The organism is Massilia sp. LjRoot122 (assembly GCF_964252725.1).
In the GTDB taxonomy this organism is placed as follows: Bacteria; Pseudomonadota; Gammaproteobacteria; order Burkholderiales; family Burkholderiaceae_D; genus Telluria.
In genome coordinates, this window is sequence record NZ_CAXUPB020000001.1 from 2,802,817 (window position 1) to 2,821,296 (window position 18,480).

The following is an 18,480-nucleotide window of genomic DNA, read 5'->3' on the forward strand; positions in this document are numbered from 1 at the left end:
CATGAATTTTCACATAGACAAAACGGATGACAAGCGCCTGCTTGCCGCCCGCACCCTGCTGCGCGCGCTGACCTTCCGGCGCGCCGTCGGCATCCTCATCTGCAGCGTCGGCTGCATCCTCCTGCTCGGCAGCCTGGTCGAGCAGATCATGAGCGCCAATCCCAAGATGCACCGCGCGCTGCTCGGCGGCGCGACCGCGGCCGCGGCCACCGCGCTGGGCACGCTGCCGGTGCTCTTTGCACAGAATTTCTCGAAACGCGCCTACGACTGCTTTCTCGGCTTCGGCGCCGGCGTGATGCTCGGCGCGACCGCGTTCTCGCTAGTGATCCCGGCGATCGCGGCAGCCAGGGCGGCCGGTTCCGGCAGCTGGGAGGCCAGCCTGATGGCCGGTGCCGGCATCATGGCCGGCGCCGGCGCGATTCTGCTGCTCAGCCGCGCGGTCCATACCGGGGGCATCCTCGCCCAGGGCGAGGCCGGGATGTCGGTCCGGCGCGCCTGGCTGTTCGTGTGGGCGGTCGCCCTGCACAACCTGCCGGAAGGCCTGGCGATCGGGGTCGGCTACGCCGGCATCGACATCGAAAAGGCGAATGCCCTGGCCACCGGGATCTCGATCCAGGACGTGCCGGAAGGCCTGGTGGTGGCCCTGGCCCTGCGCACGGTCGGCTACAGCCGCCTGACTGCGGTCAGCCTGGGCATCGCCTCCGGCCTGATCGAGCCGGTGGCGGCCGCCTTCGGCGTGGCCCTGATCGGCATCGCGGCGGGCCTGCTGCCCTTCGCCCTGGCCGCGGCGGGCGGGGCGATGCTGCTCGTGATCGTCAACGACGTCATCCCCGAGTACCGGCAGAACGGCAACGGCACCTTCGCCAGCATCGCCCTGGTGTTCGGCTTCATCCTGATGACGGTGCTCGACACGGCGCTCAGTTGAACAGTGGCGTGATCGTCCACGGTTGGCCGGCGGTATCGAGCCGGGTGCCCAGTTCACGGCACAGGGCGCCCATCCGGCGCCCGATCCAAATCGCTTGCGCCGTGTTGGCCGGGCTGGTGCGGCACTGCGCGATGAATACCGGGCGCAGCAGGATGCGCCGCAGCCTGCCACCGTCCAGTTCCAGCTCGAACAGCAACTGATGGTCGTTGCGGAAGGCCGGGTCCACGTAATAATCGTCGACCAGGTCGCCGGCCGCGTACAGGATCGGGCAGCCGTCCCGCACTTCGATGCCCTGGAACACGTGGGCGCTGTGGCCGAACACGATCTTCCAGCCCATGTCGACCGCGGCATGGGCCAGCCGGCGGAAAGCCGTGCTGGGGCGCCATGCCATGTTCGGCCCCCAGTGCAGCGACAGGATCGGCCAGTCGACCCGGGCCGCCAGCAGCGGCGCCAGCGCGCGCTCCAGCGTCTCCCGGGCTTTCACTTCGTCCGTCAGGTCGAGCCAGGCAATGCCGGCATGGGCGGGCCCGGCCGCAAAATCGCGCTGGTGGTCGCAGAAGGCGGCCATGCCGAAGCGCAGTCCCCGGCAGTCGGCCAGCGCGGGCCGGAGTGCGGCGGACAAGTCTTCGCCGGCGCCGGCGTGCGCGATGCCCTGGCCTTCGAGCGCGGCAATCGTGTCGCGCAGGCCCGTCACACCGTAATCCAGGCTGTGGTTGTTGGCGAGGCTGGCGATGTCGATGCCGGCGCCGGCCAGCGTCAGCGCGGCCTCCGGCGGCGCGCCGAAATAGAAAGCCTTGGGGGCGCCGTCCCAGTGCGCCATGCTGCGCGTGATCGCGCATTCCAGGTTGACGATCCTGAGGTCGGCGGCTCGCAGCAGGCCGGCGATGGGCCCGAGCGGGTATGCCGGCCCGTGGCGCGCGATGGCCTTCGCCACCAGGCGGCCGAGCATGAGATCGCCGCCGAGCACCAGGCGCAGCGGCTCGGACATCACGGTGGGCTCAGGTGCCGCACGAACCAGTCCGTGGCCAGCCGGGCAGCTTCCTCGAGCTTGCCCGGCTCTTCGAACAGGTGGGTGGCGCCGGGAATGATCTCGAGTTGCTTGTCGCAGCGGAGCAGGGACAGGGCGTGCCGGTTCAGGTCGAGCACCTGCCCGTCGTCGCCGCCCACGATCAGCAGGGTCGGCGCGATCACCGCAGCCAGGGCCGCCGGGCCGGCCAGGTCGGGACGGCCGCCGCGCGACACGACGGCCGCAATGCCCGATCCGTCGCGCGCAGCCAGCTGCAGTGCGGCGGCGGCGCCGGTGCTGGCGCCGAACAGGCCGAGGGAGAGCGGTGCGCTGCGCGGCTCGGTGCCGAGCCAGGAGGCGGCGAGGGCCAGGCGTTCGCTCAGCAGCCCGATGTCGAACCGGGTGGCGTAGACGGCGTCTTCGCCGGGGCTGAGGAGGTCGAGCAGCAGGGTGCCGATGCCGGCGCCGCGCAACTGGGCGGCCACGAAGTTGTTGCGCGGGCTATGCCGGCTGCTGCCGCTGCCGTGGGCGAACAGCACGATGCCGAGCGCCGATTCCGGCAGTTCGAGCATGCCTTCCATCACGGCCGCTCCGGCCGCGATCCTGACCAGTTCCTTGTGCGTCATGGCCCCTCCGCGCATCCAAGTGGTTTTGACCATCCAGCGTGGGGAAGATTCTACGCTTCGCTTGACAGGAAAAATATGATGGGCGTAATATGACCTCCATCATATTTCGGAGGCCGTCATGAGTGGCACTGCCAAATCCAGCAAGCGCGAACAATCCCACCACCGGATCATCGAAGCTGCCAGCCGCGCCGTACGGCGCCACGGTTATGCGGGCGTCGGCGTGGCCGAGGTCATGAAAGAGGCCGGCCTGACCCACGGCGGCTTCTACGCCCACTTCGATTCGCGCGACGCGCTCCTGGTCGAGGCAATCGAGCATGCGGGCGCGATCAGCAGCGCGGTACTGGACGAGCGCATCGCCGCGCGCGCGCTGCAGACCGGCAACGCCCTGCAGGCACTGATCGAACTTTACCTGTCCGACGAGCATCTCGCCCATCCGGAGCAGGGCTGCGTGGTCGGCGCGCTGGCCAGCGAGATGCCGCGCCAGGAAGAGGTGGTGCGCAAGGCATCGGCCCAGCGCGTCGACCGCCTGGTGCGCCGGGTCGCGCTGGCGCTGCCCGAAGGCGCCGATCCGGCACTCGCCGGCGTGATCGCCGGCGCCCTGGTCGGCAACCTGCAGCTTGCGCGCATCCACGGCGACAATGCCGGGGGCAGGGCGGCGCTGGCTGATGCGCGCCGGGTGCTGCTTTCCCTGTTCCTTATGCCGAAGTAGGGCGCCCGGCCGGCCCGATGTCGGCCCTTCTTCGCGCTTAAATATGATACCCATCATATGACGCGCATCATATTACTCCTGAAAGGAAATGCCATGAACATCCAGAATGCCACCGTGCTCGTCACGGGCGCCAACCGCGGCCTCGGCGCCGAATTCGCGCGCCAGGCCCTCGCCCGCGGTGCGAAGAAGGTCTACGCCGCCGCGCGCGACCCGGCCACCGTGCTGCTGGAAGGCGTCGTCCCGGTCGGGCTCGACGTCACCGACGCGGCCGCCGTGGCGGCGCTGGCCGAACAGCTGGATGACGTCGACCTGGTGATCAACAACGCCGGGGTGGCGAATACCGGCAGCCTGCTGGGTGCGGAAAGTGCCAAATCGCTGCGCTGGATGCTGGAAACGAACGTGTTCGGCATCCTGAACCTCAGCCAGGGCTTCGCACCGGTCCTACAGCGACAGGGAGGTGGGGCCTTCATCAACGTGCTGTCGGTGGCGAGCTGGAAAAGCAATCCGCCGCTGGCGGCCTACGCCGTCACCAAGGCCGCAGCCTGGAATCTGACGAACGGCGTACGCGACGCCCTGCGCTCCCAGGGCACCCAGGTGCTCGGCGTGCACGTGGGCTTCATCGACACCGACCTGACGCGCGGCTTCGACCTGCCGAAACTGTCGCCCGCCACCGTGGTGGAGCGAACTTTCGCCGCACTCGAGGCCGGCGCCAGCGAGGTGCTGGTGGATGAGCTGACCCGTGCCGTCAAGCAGGGGCTGACGGCCGAGCCGCCGCTGTACACCCTGGGCTGAAGCGACTCCAGAATGAAAAACGCCCCGGGCGCCAGGCGCCGCGGGGCGTTTTTTTTCGTGCGCGCCAGCCGCTTTAGTCGCGGATCTCCAGCGCCCGGTTCAGGCTCAGTGCCGCCAGCGAGCCGACCGCACCCGACAGCAGGTAGAGGCTGACGTAGCCGAGGCCGAAGTGCGCCGACAGGCCGAGAGCGACCAGCGGGGCGAAGGCCGCGCCGACCAGCCAGGCCAGGTCCGAGGTCAGGGCCGCGCCGGTGTAGCGGTACTGTTGCTTGAAATTCGCGGTCACGGCGCCGGCGGCCTGGCCGTACGACAGGCCCAGCAGGACGAAGCCGACCAGGATGAAGGTGTTCTGGCCGGTGATGCCGCCATCCATCAGCGAGGGCACGGCGAGAGCGAACAGGCCGATCAGCGCCGCCAGGGTGCCGAGCGTGGTGCGGCGGCCGACCTTGTCGGCGATATAGCCCGAGGCCAGGATCGCCAGCACCGCCAGCCCTGCGCCCCACATCTGGACGTGCAGGAACTCGTCCATCGGGCGGGTATCGTAGAGCTGGATCCAGGACAGCGGGAACACCGTCACCAGGTGGAACAGCGCATAGCTGGCCAGGGCGGCGAGGGCGCCGATGGCGATGTTGCTGCCCTGCGATTTCACCAGTTCACCGACCGGGGCCGGATCGAGCTCGTGGGCGTCCAGCAGGCGCGAGTACTCGCTGGTCGACACCAGGCGCAGGCGGGCGAACAGGGCCACGATGTTGATCATGAAGGCGCAGAAGAAGGGGAAACGCCAGCCCCAGACCAGGAAGTCGTCCTGCGACAGGTTGGTCAGCAGGTAGGCGAACAGGCCGGCGGCGATCAGGAAGCCGATCGGTGCGGCGAGCTGGCCCAGCATTGCATACCAGCCCCGCTTGTGCTCCGGCGCGCTCAGGGCCAGCAGCGAAGGCAGGCCGTCCCAGGAGCCGCCCTGGGCCACGCCCTGGCCGATGCGCATCAGCGACAGGATCACGATGGACAGCATGCCGATCCGGTCATAGCTGGGCAGGAAGGAAATGACCACCGTGGATGTGCCCATGACGAACAGGGCTATGGTGAGCTTGACTTCGCGGCTGAAGCGGTTCTGGATGGCCATGAAGACCACCGTACCGATGGGGCGCGCGATGAATGCGAACGAAAAAACGATAAACGAGTAGAGTGTCGCTTCGAGTCGATCCGCCCAAGGGAAAAAGACCGCTGGAAAGACCAGAACCGAGGCGATGGCGTAGACGAAGAATTCGAAATACTCCGAGGCCCTGCCAATGACCACACCGACAGCGATGTCGGCCGGATGGATTTCACCATCCCGGGCATTGATGTTGCGGGCCCCGCTTGCAGGGTGGGTGATCGGAGCGGCACCTGCGCCGCCGTACGTCGTCGTGCTTTGCATATCTTCGTCTCCTGAGGTCAGCTGGCCTCGACAGCCTGAAATCGCGCCTTTGTTTCTATTGTGAACGGCATTGCCGTAGTTTCAATATAGCAAGGGTGGGACAAAGTGTCCAATGGTTGCCGTAGGCCGTTGGCGTTACAGTAGCATGTTCTTATTCCCATGTAACGTTAGATACCTAGCATGATTCCTAAAATTGTCCGCCGCGGACTCCCATTACTCCCGCTTGCAGCGCTGGCCGGCTGCAACACGGTCGTGATGAATCCCACCGGCGATATTGCAAAACAGCAGGCAGATCTGATCACGGTCTCGGTCCTGCTGATGTTGATCATCATCGTCCCGGTGATGATCCTGACGGTCCTGTTCGCATGGCGCTACCGCAAGGGCGCGAATGCGAAATACGAGCCGGACTGGGACCACTCGACCAAGCTCGAGCTCGTGATCTGGGGCGCGCCGCTCCTGATCATCATCGTGCTCGGCCTGATCACCTGGGTCTCGACCCACAAGCTGGATCCCTATCGTCCGCTCGACCGCATCGACGAGAACCGCCCGATCGCGGCTTCCACCAAGCCGCTGGAAGTGCAGGTCGTCGCGCTCGACTGGAAGTGGCTGTTCATCTATCCGGAGCAGGGCATCGCTTCGGTCAACGAGCTGGTGACGCCGATCGACACCCCGATCCGCTTCAAGATCACCGCCTCGACCGTGATGAACACCTTCTACGTCCCGACGCTGGCCGGCATGATCTACGCGATGCCGGGCATGGAGACGACCCTGAACGCGGTGCTGAACAAGACCGGCGACTACCAGGGCCTGTCCGCCAACTTCAGCGGCGAAGGCTTCTCGCACATGAAGTTCGCCTACAAGGGCGTGAGCGCCGGCGACTTCGATGCCTGGGTCCAGAAGATGAAGACCAATCCGGGCGTACTGAACCGCGCCGACTACCTGAGCCTGGAAAAGCCCTCCGTGCGCGAGCCGGTGCGCCATTACGGCCAGGTGGAAACCGCGCTGTTCAACCGCATCCTGAACCGTTGCGTGGCCGAAGGCAACGTCTGTATGAATGAGCAGATGGCCCAGGACCACAAGCGCAACCAGGTCGCCGCCGCGGTCCGCGCGCTGCCGAAGACGTCTGCCGCCCAGATGGCCGACGCGGAGATCTGCGTGGTCCCGGAAGCCAAGGCGGCCCTGGTCAGCACCAATAACATTTCTGTGAAGAAGTAATCATGCAAGACTCTCTCGACCTGACGAAGCTCATCTTCGGTCGGCTCAGCTGGGACGCGATTCCGTTCCACGAGCCGATCCTGATCGCTACCTTCGCCGGCGTGATCGTCGGTGGCCTGGCCCTGGTGGCCCTGATCACCTACTTCCGCCAGTGGGGCAACCTGTGGACCAACTGGATCACCAGTATCGACCACAAGAAAATCGGCATCATGTACATGATCCTCGGGGTCATCATGCTGCTGCGCGGCTTTGCCGACGCGCTGATGATGCGCGCCCAGCAGGCCTTCGCCTTCGGCGCCAACAAGGGCTTCCTGCCGCCGGACCACTACGACCAGATCTTCACCGCCCACGGCGTGATCATGATCTTCTTCGTGGCGATGCCGCTGGTGACGGGCCTGATGAACTACGTGGTGCCGCTGCAGATCGGCGCGCGCGACGTCGCCTTCCCGTTCCTGAACAACTTCTCGTTCTGGATGACCACCATGGGCGCCGTGCTCGTGATGGCGTCGCTGTTCGTGGGTGAATTCGCACGTACCGGCTGGCTGGCCTATCCGCCGCTGTCGGGCATCCTGGCAAGCCCCGGGGTCGGCGTCGACTACTACATCTGGTCATTGCAGATCGCGGGTGTCGGTACCTTGCTGTCGGGCGTGAACCTGATCGTCACCATCATCAAGATGCGCGCACCGGGCATGGGCCTGATGAAGATGCCTGTCTTCGTCTGGACCTCGCTGTGCACCAACATCCTGATCGTGATGTCCTTCCCGATCCTGACCGCCGTGCTGGCCATGCTGGGCATGGACCGCCTGTTCGACACCGCCTTCTTCACGAACGACCGCGGCGGCAACGCCATGATGTACGTGAACCTGATCTGGATCTGGGGCCACCCGGAGGTGTACATCCTGATCCTGCCGGCCTTCGGCATCTTCTCGGAAGTCGTCTCGACCTTCTGCGGCAAGCGCCTGTTCGGCTATACCTCGATGGTGTATGCGACCGTCGTGATCATGATCCTGTCCTACCTGGTGTGGCTGCACCACTTCTTCACCATGGGCAGCGGGGCGAGCGTCAACTCGTTCTTCGGCATTACCACGATGATCATCTCGATCCCGACCGGGGCGAAGATCTTCAACTGGCTGTTCACGATGTACCGCGGCCGTATCCGCTTCGAGCTGCCGATGATGTGGACCGTGTCCTTCATGCTGACCTTCGTCATCGGCGGCATGACCGGCGTGATGCTGGCCATCCCGGCGGCCGACTTCGTGCTGCACAACTCGCTGTTCTTGATCGCGCACTTCCACAACGTGATCATCGGCGGCGTCGTGTTCGGCCTGTTCGCCGGCTTCAACTACTGGGCGCCGAAGATGTTCGGCGTGAAGCTGAACCAGTTCTGGGGCCACGTGTCGTTCTGGCTTTGGTCGATCGGCTTCTGGGTCGCCTTCACCCCGCCGTACATCCTCGGCTTCATGGGCTACACCCGCCGCGTGAGCCACTTCGAGGATGCATCGGTCCAGTGGCTGTTCCAGATCTCGCTGGCCGGCACCCTGATGATCGCCGGCGGTATCGGCGCGCTGCTGCTGCAGATCTTCTTCACCTGGAAAGACCGCGCCAAGCTGCGCGACGTCACCGGCGATCCCTGGGATGGCCGTACCCTGGAGTGGGCGACCTCGTCGCCGCCGCCGGACTACAACTTCGCCTTCACGCCGGTGGTGCACGACAACGACACCTTCGCCGACATGAAGAAGAACGGCTACCAGCGTCCGCTGAAGGACTTCGTGGAAATCCACATGCCCAAGAACACCTGGGCCGGCTTCGGCATCTCGGCGCTGTCGGCCGTGGTGGGCTTCGCCGTCATCTGGCACATGTGGCTGCTGGTCGGCCTGTCCTTCGTCGCCATGATGGCCGCGATCGTCATCCACACCTTTAACTACAAGCGCGATTTTTACATCCCGGCGGAAGAAGTGGCCCGCACCGAGGAAGCGCATACCCGTCTGTTGATGAGCCATGTCTGAAATTAAAGCAACCATGAACGGCGGCCTGACCGCCGACGAGGTGACCGCGCGCTACCTGGTGCGCGAACACCATCCGGAGAACGGCACCCTGCTGGGCTTCTGGATCTACCTGATGAGCGACTGCCTCATCTTCGCGTCCCTGTTCGCCACCTTTGCGGTGCTGGGCCGTAACTACGCCGGCGGTCCGACCGGCGCCGAGCTGTTCGACCTGACGCTGATCGCCATTAACACCGGCTTCCTGCTGCTGTCGTCGATCACCTTCGGTTTCGCGATGATCTCGGCGCAGGCCAGGAACGTCGGCAAGACCGTGCTGTGGATGGGCGTCACCGGCCTGCTGGGCCTGGCGTTCCTGTCGCTCGAACTGTACGAGTTCTACCACCTGATCCATGAAGGTGCGGGTCCGTCGCGCAGCGGCTTCCTGACCGCGTTCTTCTCGCTGGTCGGCACCCACGGCCTGCACGTGCTGTTCGGCTTCATCTGGCTCGTCACCCTGATGGTCCAGCTGACCAAGCACGGCCTGACCGGCGAGAACTTCCGCCGCCTGCAGTGCCTGTCGCTGTTCTGGCACTTCCTGGACGTCGTCTGGATCTTCGTGTTTACCTTTGTCTACCTGATGGGAGTCCTGCCATGAGCGCGCAACACCATGAGCATGGCCACAACCACGATGGCCACGAAACCTACGTGACGCATTACAGCCCCAAGGATTACGCGATCGGCTTCGTGCTGTCGCTGATCCTGACCGCGATCCCGTTCTGGCTGGTGATGGGCAAGGTCCTGCCGCCGGAAACGACCCGCTTCGTGATCCTCGGCTTCGCCGCGGTGCAGGTGGTCGTCCAGATGATCTACTTCCTGCACATGAACTCGAAGTCGGAAGACGGCTGGAACATGATGGCCATGATCCTGACCGTGGTCCTGCTGGTCATCGTGCTGTCGGGCTCGATCTGGGTCATGACGCACATGAACGCCAACATGATGCCGGCCATGGGTGGGGCAAGCGACACCACCCACGGCATGCACGACACGCAGTAAGCAGTCAATGCGGGACCAGCCGGCAGGACCAGCCTCCCATCCGCCGCGCGGCGCCTTTGCGCGGCGGATGCTGGTGGCGGCGGCCCTGTTGCTGGCCGCGCTTTTTCTTGGGCTCGGCACCTGGCAGCTAATCCGCCTGCAATGGAAGCTGGACCTGATCGCGCGCGTCGATGCGCGTGTGAACGCTGCCCCGGTGGCGCCGCCTCCTGCGGCGCGCTGGGCGCAGGTCACCAAAGAATCCGACGAATACCGGCGCGTACGTCTTGCCGGGCACTACCTCTACGAATTCACCACCCCCGTCCAGGCGCTGTCCGAACTGGGCGCGGGCTTCTGGCTGCTCACGCCGCTGTGCACGGCCGAGGGCCACATCGTCTTCATCAACCGCGGTTTCATTCCCGCCGCCGATAACAAATCCGGAAGCTACTCGTCACGCCGCGCCAGCGCCAATCCCTGCGCCGCGAATGGCGAGCGTGTCGAAATCACCGGCCTGCTGCGGATCAGCGAGCCGGGCGGCGGCTTCCTGCGCGAGAACGACCCGGCCAACAACCGCTGGTACTCGCGCGACGTGCAGGCGCTGGCCGCGGCGCGTGGCCTGTCCAATGTGGCGCCATACTTTGTCGATGCCGGCAAGGACCAGGATCCGGCCGGTGCCCCCGAACGGGCCGTGGGCGGCCTGACCGTCATCTCGTTCGTCAACAATCACCTCGTGTATGCCCTGACCTGGTATGCGCTGGCCCTGATGGTGCTGGGCGCATGGTGGTGGGTCAGCCGTCATGGCGGTAAAATCCGCGACGACGACTGACAACCCAAGGGCGGCATGATCCAGAATCCCCTCGATTTCTTCGCCAAGGCGGGCCGCAGCTCGCCCCAGGCGGCCGCCGCGAACGTGGAGTTCGCGGCCGGCCACAAGAACATGCTGCAGCTGATCGAGCTGCGCTGGATCGCCGTGATCGGCCAGATCACGACCATCGCCTCGGCCATCCTGATCTTCGGCATCGAGCTGCCGCTGGTGCACATGCTGCAGGTGCTGGCCTGCCTGATCGCCTTCAACGTCGCCAGCCACCTGCGCTGGCACGAACGGCGCCCGGTCTCGAACGGCGAGATGTTCATGGCCCTGCTGGTGGACGTGGCCAGCCTGACCGTGCTGCTCTACCTCTCGGGCGGCATCACCAATCCCTTCGCCTTCCTCTACCTGCTGCAGGTGATCCTGTCGGCGGTGCTGCTGGAAGTGCTGTGGACCTGGACCATCGTCCTGATCACCATCGCCTGCATGGCCGGCCTGGCCATGTACGCCCAGCCGCTTGCGCTGCCTTTCGACCATGCGCGCGGGATCGCCAGCCTGTACATCCAGGGCCTGCTGGTGTGCTTCGCGCTGAACGCGGCGCTGCTGGTGATGTTCATTTCGCGTATTTCCGACACCCTGCGCCAGAAAGCGGCACAGCTCGCGTCGCTGCGCCAACATGCGGTCGAGGAAGAGCATATCGTCCGCATGGGCCTGCTGGCCTCGGGCGCGGCGCACGAGCTGGGCACGCCGCTCGCCACCGTCTCGGTGATCCTCGGCGACTGGAAGCGCATGCCCCAGTTCCGTGACGACCCCAGCCTGCTGGAAGAGATCACCGAGATGCAGACCCAGCTCCAGCGCTGCAAGTCCATCGTCAGCGGCATCCTGCTGTCGGCCGGGGAGGCGCGCGGCGAATCGGCGGTCCGCACCACCGTGCGCAGCTTCCTCGACGGGCTGGTCAAGGGTTGGCGCGCGAGCCGCTCGGCGCCCGCCTTCCAGTACAATAACCGTATCCTGGAAGACCGCCCGGTCGCCTTCGACTCGGCGCTCAAGCAGACCATCGACAACCTGCTCGACAACGCACTGGAAGCGTCGCCGGACTGGGTCGGGCTGGACGCCTGGATCGAGGACGGCAGCCTGTATGTCGCCGTGACCGACCGCGGCCCGGGTTTCGCCCCCGCCATGCTGGGCCAGATCGGCAAGCCCTACCAGTCCACCAAGACCAAGCCGGGGCATGGCCTGGGCCTGTTCCTGGCCGTGAACGTGGTGCGCAAGCTGGGCGGATCGGTCACCGCGGTGAACCGCCAGGAAGGCGGGGCACAAGTCACGCTCACGCTCCCGCTGTCGAGCATCGAACTGGAAAAGGAAGGCTTTTGACGGACACCACTGAGCGCTTGCTGCTCATCATCGAGGACGACGAGGCCTTCGCGCGCACCCTGAGCCGCTCCTTCGAACGGCGCGGCTACCGCGTGCTGGTCGCGCCGGGCCAGGACGAGGCGGCGGCCCTGCTGGCCGCGCATTCGCCCAACTACGCCGTGGTCGACCTCAAGCTCAAGGGGAACAGCTCCGGGCTGGCCTGCGTACAGCTGCTGCACGAGCACGACCCGGACATGCTGATCGTGGTCCTGACCGGCTTCGCCAGCATCGCCACCGCCGTGGAAGCGATCAAGCTGGGCGCGGTCCAGTACTTGGCCAAGCCCTCGAACACCGACGACATCGAGGCCGCCTTCGGCCACATCGCCGGCAATACCGAGGTCGAGGTCACCAACCGTTCCACGTCCATCAAGACGCTCGAATGGGAGCGCATCCACGCGGTGCTGGCCGAGACCGACTTCAACATCTCGGAAGCGGCGCGCCGCCTCGGGCTGCACCGCCGCACCCTGGCGCGCAAGCTCGAGAAGCAGCGGGTGAAGTAGGGCGCCGGCATGCGTGTCCTTGCACTCGGCTTGCTGTTCGGCTTCGCCACGCATGCGCTTGCCGCTGACCCGATCGAGGCCGGACGCGCCGCCTTCAAGCGCTGCGCCAACTGCCACCAGGTCGGGCCCGGCGCGCGCAGCAACTTCGGTCCCCAGCTGAACGGCATCATTGGCCGCCGCGCCGGCGCCGCGCCGGATTTCGCATATTCGCCGGCCATGAAGAAGGCCGGCTTCGTCTGGGACGAGCGGCGCCTTGCCGCCTTCCTGCGCGACCCCGACGCGGTCGTTCCCGGCAACCGCATGCGCTTCTGGAACATGATGAGCGACCGCCAGCTGCGCGACCTGGTCGCCTACCTGCGCTCGATGCCGCCAGCGCCGGCGCGGCGCTAGGGCAGGGATGAGCGGCACGCTAGTGTCCATCGCGCTGCGTGCGGCGCGCAGCGTCGCGCCTACGGCGGTGGAGTCGGCCACGGCGCTTGCCAGCCTGGGCCTGGAGGGCGACCGGCACTGCGATCCGCGTTCGCCGCGCCAGGTCCTGCTGGCAGGGAGCGCCGCCTACGACGATCTGGAACTTCCGCCATTCGCGTTGCGCGAAAACCTGCTGCTGGACATCGACACCGCGCGTCTCGCCTCGGGAATGCTCTTGCGTGTCGGGGCGGAGGCCGTATTCCGGCTGAGCTTCCAGTGCGAAGCCTGTGGCGCCCTGGAACGCCAGCGCCCGGGACTGGCGCGCAGCATCGGCGGGCGGCGCGGCATGCTGGCCAGGGTGCTGGTCGGTGGCGCAATCCGCGCAGGCGATCGCGTCGCGCTTCTCGAAGAGCGGATGCCAGCCCTGGCGGAAGACTGGCGCGAGCGGGTCGAGCAGGTGCTGGCGGCGATGCCGCCGGAAATGGTGGTGGAATACGGCGAACTGGCCCGCCTGGCGGGCGTCCAGTCGAGCTACTGTCGCGCCTTTCCGCGCCTGCTGGCGGCGCGCGGCCTGGCCGGCAAGGCAGTGCCGGCCCGTTCCGCCTGCAGGGCGCCGCGCTGGAACGGCGAAGGCCTGTTTGCCTGAGCGTCCAAGCGCATCAGATACGCGGCCCCAGTTTGGTGAGCGCGAAGGCCGCCAGGAAGCCCGTCACCGTGATCAGGCCCGCGAAATCATGGGTCTCCTCGAACGCCTCCGGAATCATGGTGTCGACCAGCATCGCCAGCACGCCACCCGCCGCGACCGCCGTGGTGGCAGCCACGATCTGCGGCGAGAAGTGGCGGAACACGGCATAGCCGAGCAGGGCGGCCACGCCGGATGCGAGCGCGATCCCGCCCCAGATTCCGAAGATGTAGCGCGGCGAGCGTCCCGCGCGCTTCATGCCGGCCGCGCTCGACAGGCTTTCCGGGATATTCGACAGGAAGATCGCCGCCACCGCCACGATGCTCACGCCGCGCTCGCCGAGCAGGGAAAGTCCGATCACGATCGATTCAGGAATGCCGTCGAGCAGGGCGCCGACGGCAATCGCCAGGCCGCTCCCGCCCTTGTCGCTGGCCGCCGGCTGGCGTCCCGAACGCTTGCGGTGGCGTGCGCCGCGCTGCGACAGGCGCCAGTTGGCGAGGGTGTAGACCGTCGCGCCGGCCAGGAAGCCGGCGGCGGTCGAAGCGAAGCCGCCGGTGCGGAAGGCCCGTTCCATCAGCTCGAAGGACAGGGCCGAAATCAGCACCCCGCTGCCGAAGGCCATGATGGCGGCGATCAGGCGCTGCGGCACATTCAGCCGGTAGCCCACGGCCGCCCCGAGCAGCAGGGCGCCGCCGGCCAGCAGTCCCCACAGTCCTGCCTGCAGCCATACCGGCATGTCCATGCACGCTCCTTGCGGTCGATTATCGTGATTTTAAGCATTAATAGCCTGCAATGAGGCACAATTAGGTTTTGTACAACACGCGCACCCATGCCTCGCATCCGGCTTTCTACCGAATCCGACACCGCCGCGCTGGCGGCCATCTGGCGCGCCAGCGTCCGCGCCACCCACGACTTCCTGTCGGACGCCGATTTCCGCGAGATCGACAGCCTGGTCGCCGAACACTACCTGCCGGCCACCCGGGTCTGGGTCGCCATTGATGCGGACGGCCGGGCGCGCGGCTTCCTGGGCCTGAGCGGGGCCCACGTCGACGCGCTGTTCATCGACCCGGCCAGCCGCGGCCAGGGTGTCGGCCCCATCCTGCTGGCGCACGCGGGCAGCCTCGCCGGCCGCCTGACGGTGGACGTCAATGAGCAGAACCTGCAGGCCGTGGGCTTCTACCGCCACATGGGTTTCGAGGCGACCGGACGCTCGCCGCGCGATGACGCGGGGCGGCCTTATCCGCTGCTGCACATGCGTCAGAACTGAGCCTTGCGAATAAATACATTTGCACAAATTAGGTTGCCTTCGATATATTTTTAGTCCATCATAGCTGCGTGGTGCCAGCCAGCAACGACCTGGAACCCGATCAGCGATGAGGCGGTTGAGTCCGTTTCTTTTCGTCCCCCGCACCATGCCGGGGGACTTTTTTCGGTGCCGCGGCCTTGCCTGCCGCGGCTGGCGCGATCGCGGCGCCCGCCGGCCTACCGCCAGTCCGAAGCCCATGCTTCGGCTGCGCGCCCCTCCGGAGGAAGCTTGAATACCTTCTTATTTCCGTCGATCGCCGCCGTCCTCGCGCTGTGCAGCTTGCCGGCCGAAGCGGCCCCGCGCAAGCCGGCGGCGCCCGGCGTTGCCGACTTCACGCCCCTGAGCGATTCGCGCGCCGGCAACTGCGCGGCTCCCGTCGAAGCGGGCCTGGCTCCCATGGGCACGCCCACGCTGCGCCACTGCGCCTGGAGCCAGCACCTGGAGATGCTGTACTGGGACGTGCTGCCCGCCAATCCGAATACCTGCCTGCCGGCGCCGGCAATCGCCTGGCACCGTCTCGGCGCCGGCACCCGCGTCGTGCTGCGGCCCTGGAGCGCCGCCTGGAGCGGGCAGTCGCTGCTGGTGCAGACCGGCGGCCTGCAGCAGACCGGCATGGTCTGGCGCCAGGAAAACGGCCAATGGTCGGCCGTGCTGTGGCGCTGGCGCCCGTCCGAGCGCCTGCCGACCCGCAACTGGCAGGCCGGCCACTGGAACACCATTGCGCAGGCGGTCCGTGCGATCGACGCCGCCAATCCGGCGCCGGCGCGCACGCCCCTGATGACGGCCTGGCTCGACGCCACCAACGGCAAGCCGCGCCTGCTGGGCTCCGAGACCTGGCGCTGGATCAGCGAGGGCGCCTGCCTCGACCTGCGCACGGCCAGCCTCGGCCAGGCGCAACTGCATCTGCCGTACTCGCGCGACGACGCCCGCCTGGAGCAGCGCAGCGCGATGCAGGTCTTGCTGGCGCGGCGCTTCCCGGCCGCTGAATGGCTGCGCAATTTCACCCTGATCGAGCCCGCCATTTCCGGCGACCGCACCGGCGCCAAGTTCCTGGCCGTGTGGAAGGAGGGCGCCGGTATGCACGGCCAGCTGTGGATTCCGCTGCGCAGCGAAGGCGGCACCGTGCGTGCGCGCATCTCGAGCGAGCTGCCGGCCGCCGGCGGCGGCGCGGCCTTGCAGGAAGCCGCCAAAGCACGCGCCGCCCTGACCGAACGCGAACTCGAAGCGCTCGCCCACGCCTGGGAGGCCCGCCATGAATGAAGAATTGTCGACGCCCCTGTGGCTGTTCTCGCCGCTCGCCGTGCTGGGCGCCGGCCTGATGCTGGCGCTGGTGACCGGCATGCTGCTCCAGCGCCTCAAGGTACCGAAGCTGTACGGCGCCGTCGTCGCCGGTCTGCTGCTGGGCGCCACCGGCGGCAACCTGATCGACCGCGCGCTGCTGGCCCAGTTCCAGGAACTGCTGAATGCCGCCGCGGCGCTGGTGCTGTTCGAGGTCGGCCGCAAGATGGACCTGGCCTGGCTGCTGCGCAGCGGCCGCCAGGGCGGCAGCCTGCTGCTGGCCACGCTGGCGCGCTTGCTTGCGGTGGCGCTCACCCTGCGCCTGTGCGAGCTTCCCTGGGGCGCCTCGATCTTCATCGCCTCGATCCTGATCGCGGTGAACCCGGTGATCGTGAATTCCATGGTGGCCGACGAGAACGCGAGCGGCACCAGCACCTTTGCCACGGCCAACATGGTCGGGCTGAGCAGCCTGGTCGCGCTGCTGGTGCTGGCGCTGACCACGGCCTGGACGCGCAGCCAGGGCCTGGACGCCGCTACCGGTTTCGGTGAAGAGCTGATGCGCCAGGGCGGCAAGCTGGTGCTGGGCGCGGCCATCGCGCTGCTGTCCTACGGCCTGTATGCCGCGGCCACGCGCCTGTGCAGGGTGCCGGCGACCATGCGTCCCGGCATGCTGCTGGCCGCCTTGCTGATCGACCTGGGCCTGTGCTCGGTGACCGCATCCAGTTCGCTGCTGTCGCTGCTGCTGATGGGCCTCCTGCTGCGCAACGTGGAGCGGCGCGACAACGTCTTCCAGGCCCAGCTCAAGACGGCGCAGGACATCGGCTACGTGCTCCTGTTCCTGATGTCGGCGGCCCTGGTCGACCTGCAGCAGCTGGCGCAAGGCCCGATCCTGCTGGCGGCGCTGGCGGTGTTCGCGGTGCGCATCGCGGCCACCCGCCTGGCGCTGTGGCCGGCGAGCGCCTGGGACCGCAACAAGAAGCATGCGATGGCGCTGTCGATGTGCTCCCTGGTCAGCTACGGCGGGCTGGTGGTGGACACCACCCTGAATGCCTACACCGGCCTGGACCCGACCTCCACCGCGCTGATGGGCGCACTGCTGGCCCTGAACGTGCTGCTGGCGCCCGGCCTGACCTGGCTCGGCCTGCGCATGGCGGGCGAAACCTATCAACGTGCACCGAACGAGGAGGACCGCGCATGAGCGAGATCGCGATCAATGAAATGAGCGCCGAGGCACAGGCGAACGCCGTGTCCGGAAAGGGCCCGGCCTTCCTGCCCGATTTCAAGCCCTCGACCGTCGGCACCATGGGCATCGAGCTGGAACTGATGGTGCTCGACCGCCTGACCTACGACCTGTTCCCGGCCGCACCCGACATCCTGCGCGTGCTCGACAAGCACGACAAACCCTGGGTCCACACGCCCGAGATCACCACCTCGATGCTGGAAGTGGCGACCTCGATCCTGAGCTCCTACGGCGAGGCCGCGGAGCAGCTGGAACACATCCGCAGTACGGTGCAGCGCGCCGCCTTCGAGGTCGGCGCCTCGATCTCGGGCGGCGGCGCCCATCCCTTCCAGCGCTGGAGCGAGCAGCGCATCTATCCGAAGGAGCGCTACTTCGAGTCCGAGCGCAAGTACGGTTATCTCGCCAAGCTGTTCACCGTATTCGGCATGCACGTGCACATCGGCGCCGGCACGGCCGACGAGGCGATACGCCTGTGCGCCTGGCTGACCCAGCGCGCGCCGCTGTTCGTGGCCCTGTCGGCCAATTCACCCTGCTGGCAGGGCGAGGTGTCGGGCTTCTGCAGCTCGCGCAGCAACGTGGTCGGCGCCTTCCCGATGAGCGGCATCCAGCCGGCCGAGTTCCGCAGCTGGCAGGATTTCCGCGACTATTTCGACCGCCTGGCCGGTTTCGGCATCGTCAACAGCATCAAGGATTTCTATTGGGACGTGCGGCCCAAGCCGGAGTACGGCACCATCGAGCTGCGCGTGCTGGACACGCCCCTGAAGCCGGAATATGCGGCCGCGCTGGCCTGTTATGCGCGCGAGCTGTGCCTCGAGTTCGCGAGCCGGCCGGGGGCCTGGCCGTCCAACGGCAGCCGCGAGCTGTACACCTGGAACCGCTTCAACGCGGCGCGCGACGGCGTCGACGCCAGCTGGATCGACCCGGAAACCGGGTTCTCGGCGCCGGTGGCGGAAGTGATCCGGGCCGACCTCGAACGTCTCGGCCAACGCTCGCCCGATCCGGAATTCGGCAAGGCGCGCGCGGTGATCGAGGCCTTGATGAAGGATGGGGGCCAGGCCGGGCTGCTGCGCCGTCACCTGGCCCAGGGAGGCGGCATGAACGACCTGGCGCGGGTGGCGAGCGAGATCTTCGAGTCCCGCTAGCG

The 18,480-nt window shown here is 66.9% G+C and carries 20 protein-coding genes; 16 read left to right on the forward strand and 4 right to left on the reverse strand.

Features of this window, described 5'->3' with window-relative positions:
* Position 1 precedes the first annotated feature (1 nt).
* Positions 2-925 carry a ZIP family metal transporter gene (locus ACSQ25_RS12115; RefSeq protein WP_436105935.1) on the forward strand — a complete coding sequence of 308 codons (924 nt, stop codon included), beginning with the start codon at positions 2-4 and terminating at the stop codon, positions 923-925.
* Here the strand turns inward: ACSQ25_RS12115 and ACSQ25_RS12120 are convergent.
* Positions 918-1,913, reverse strand: coding sequence for a CapA family protein (locus ACSQ25_RS12120; RefSeq protein WP_436105936.1), 996 nt, complete (start codon positions 1,911-1,913; stop codon positions 918-920). The genes ACSQ25_RS12115 and ACSQ25_RS12120 overlap by 8 nt on opposite strands.
* On the reverse strand, positions 1,913-2,557 hold the full coding sequence (locus tag ACSQ25_RS12125) for a dienelactone hydrolase family protein (RefSeq protein ID WP_436105937.1): 645 nt from the start codon (positions 2,555-2,557) through the stop codon (positions 1,913-1,915). Before ACSQ25_RS12125 ends, ACSQ25_RS12120 begins: the two co-directional genes overlap by 1 nt.
* Before the next feature lie 118 nt (positions 2,558-2,675).
* Between ACSQ25_RS12125 and ACSQ25_RS12130 the strand changes: the two genes are divergently transcribed.
* Both ACSQ25_RS12130 and ACSQ25_RS12135 read left to right on the forward strand, forming a co-directional pair.
* Positions 2,676-3,266 (forward strand): TetR/AcrR family transcriptional regulator, encoded by a 591-nt coding sequence (locus ACSQ25_RS12130; RefSeq protein WP_436105938.1) that lies wholly within the window; start codon positions 2,676-2,678, stop codon positions 3,264-3,266.
* 93 nt (positions 3,267-3,359) lie between these two features.
* On the forward strand, positions 3,360-4,058 hold the full coding sequence (locus ACSQ25_RS12135; RefSeq protein ID WP_436105939.1) for an SDR family oxidoreductase: 699 nt from the start codon (positions 3,360-3,362) through the stop codon (positions 4,056-4,058).
* Positions 4,059-4,131: 73 nt separating this feature from the next.
* Here the strand turns inward: ACSQ25_RS12135 and ACSQ25_RS12140 are convergent, their stop codons facing one another.
* Positions 4,132-5,475 carry an MFS transporter gene (locus ACSQ25_RS12140; protein WP_436105940.1) on the reverse strand — a complete coding sequence of 448 codons (1,344 nt, stop codon included), beginning with the start codon at positions 5,473-5,475 and terminating at the stop codon, positions 4,132-4,134.
* Between the two features lie 180 nt (positions 5,476-5,655).
* On the opposite strand from ACSQ25_RS12140, the gene cyoA reads away from it, so the two are divergent.
* The 9 genes from cyoA to ACSQ25_RS12185 are packed head-to-tail and all read left to right on the forward strand — an operon-like array spanning position 5,656 to position 13,476.
* The gene (gene cyoA, locus ACSQ25_RS12145) at positions 5,656-6,690 is read left to right on the forward strand and encodes a ubiquinol oxidase subunit II (RefSeq protein ID WP_436105941.1); all 1,035 of its coding nucleotides are present in this window, start codon (positions 5,656-5,658) and stop codon (positions 6,688-6,690) included.
* Positions 6,691-6,692: 2 nt separating this feature from the next.
* Positions 6,693-8,696 carry a cytochrome o ubiquinol oxidase subunit I gene (gene cyoB, locus ACSQ25_RS12150; protein ID WP_436105942.1) on the forward strand — a complete coding sequence of 668 codons (2,004 nt, stop codon included), beginning with the start codon at positions 6,693-6,695 and terminating at the stop codon, positions 8,694-8,696.
* Positions 8,689-9,327: a cytochrome o ubiquinol oxidase subunit III gene (gene cyoC, locus ACSQ25_RS12155; RefSeq protein ID WP_436105943.1), complete on the forward strand. Its 639-nt coding sequence runs from the start codon at positions 8,689-8,691 to the stop codon at positions 9,325-9,327. The genes cyoB and cyoC overlap by 8 nt, the downstream gene beginning before the upstream one ends.
* Positions 9,324-9,725, forward strand: a complete 402-nt coding sequence (cyoD, locus tag ACSQ25_RS12160; RefSeq protein WP_436105944.1) for a cytochrome o ubiquinol oxidase subunit IV — start codon at positions 9,324-9,326, stop codon at positions 9,723-9,725. Before cyoC ends, cyoD begins: the two co-directional genes overlap by 4 nt.
* 7 nt (positions 9,726-9,732) lie before the next feature.
* Entirely contained in the window at positions 9,733-10,527 is a 795-nt protein-coding gene (locus tag ACSQ25_RS12165) for an SURF1 family protein (RefSeq protein WP_436105945.1), read from the forward strand.
* A 15-nt stretch (positions 10,528-10,542) separates the two neighbouring features.
* A complete protein-coding gene (locus ACSQ25_RS12170; RefSeq protein WP_436105946.1) occupies positions 10,543-11,883 on the forward strand; it encodes an ATP-binding protein in 1,341 nt (446 codons plus the stop codon).
* Positions 11,880-12,422, forward strand: a complete 543-nt coding sequence (locus tag ACSQ25_RS12175) for a response regulator transcription factor (RefSeq protein ID WP_436105947.1) — start codon at positions 11,880-11,882, stop codon at positions 12,420-12,422. Before ACSQ25_RS12170 ends, ACSQ25_RS12175 begins: the two co-directional genes overlap by 4 nt.
* Before the next feature lie 9 nt (positions 12,423-12,431).
* A complete protein-coding gene (locus tag ACSQ25_RS12180) occupies positions 12,432-12,812 on the forward strand; it encodes a c-type cytochrome (RefSeq protein WP_436105948.1) in 381 nt (126 codons plus the stop codon).
* Positions 12,813-12,819: 7 nt separating this feature from the next.
* Positions 12,820-13,476, forward strand: coding sequence for an MOSC domain-containing protein (locus ACSQ25_RS12185; protein WP_436105949.1), 657 nt, complete (start codon positions 12,820-12,822; stop codon positions 13,474-13,476).
* Between the two features lie 13 nt (positions 13,477-13,489).
* On the opposite strand, the gene ACSQ25_RS12190 is transcribed toward ACSQ25_RS12185, so the two are convergent.
* Positions 13,490-14,254: a ZIP family metal transporter gene (locus ACSQ25_RS12190; protein WP_436105950.1), complete on the reverse strand. Its 765-nt coding sequence runs from the start codon at positions 14,252-14,254 to the stop codon at positions 13,490-13,492.
* An 87-nt stretch (positions 14,255-14,341) separates the two neighbouring features.
* Here ACSQ25_RS12190 and ACSQ25_RS12195 point away from each other — a divergent pair, with 87 nt between their 5' ends.
* From ACSQ25_RS12195 to ACSQ25_RS12210, 4 genes are all read left to right on the forward strand, one after another.
* Positions 14,342-14,779: an acetyltransferase gene (locus ACSQ25_RS12195; RefSeq protein WP_436105951.1), complete on the forward strand. Its 438-nt coding sequence runs from the start codon at positions 14,342-14,344 to the stop codon at positions 14,777-14,779.
* 267 nt (positions 14,780-15,046) lie between these two features.
* The gene (locus tag ACSQ25_RS12200) at positions 15,047-16,078 is read left to right on the forward strand and encodes a hypothetical protein (protein ID WP_436105952.1); all 1,032 of its coding nucleotides are present in this window, start codon (positions 15,047-15,049) and stop codon (positions 16,076-16,078) included.
* A complete protein-coding gene (locus tag ACSQ25_RS12205) occupies positions 16,071-17,294 on the forward strand; it encodes a cation:proton antiporter domain-containing protein (protein WP_436105953.1) in 1,224 nt (407 codons plus the stop codon). The genes ACSQ25_RS12200 and ACSQ25_RS12205 overlap by 8 nt, the downstream gene beginning before the upstream one ends.
* Complete coding sequence (locus ACSQ25_RS12210; RefSeq protein WP_436105954.1) at positions 17,291-18,478, forward strand: YbdK family carboxylate-amine ligase; 1,188 nt, start codon at positions 17,291-17,293, stop codon at positions 18,476-18,478. The genes ACSQ25_RS12205 and ACSQ25_RS12210 overlap by 4 nt, the downstream gene beginning before the upstream one ends.
* Positions 18,479-18,480: the final 2 nt, after the last annotated feature.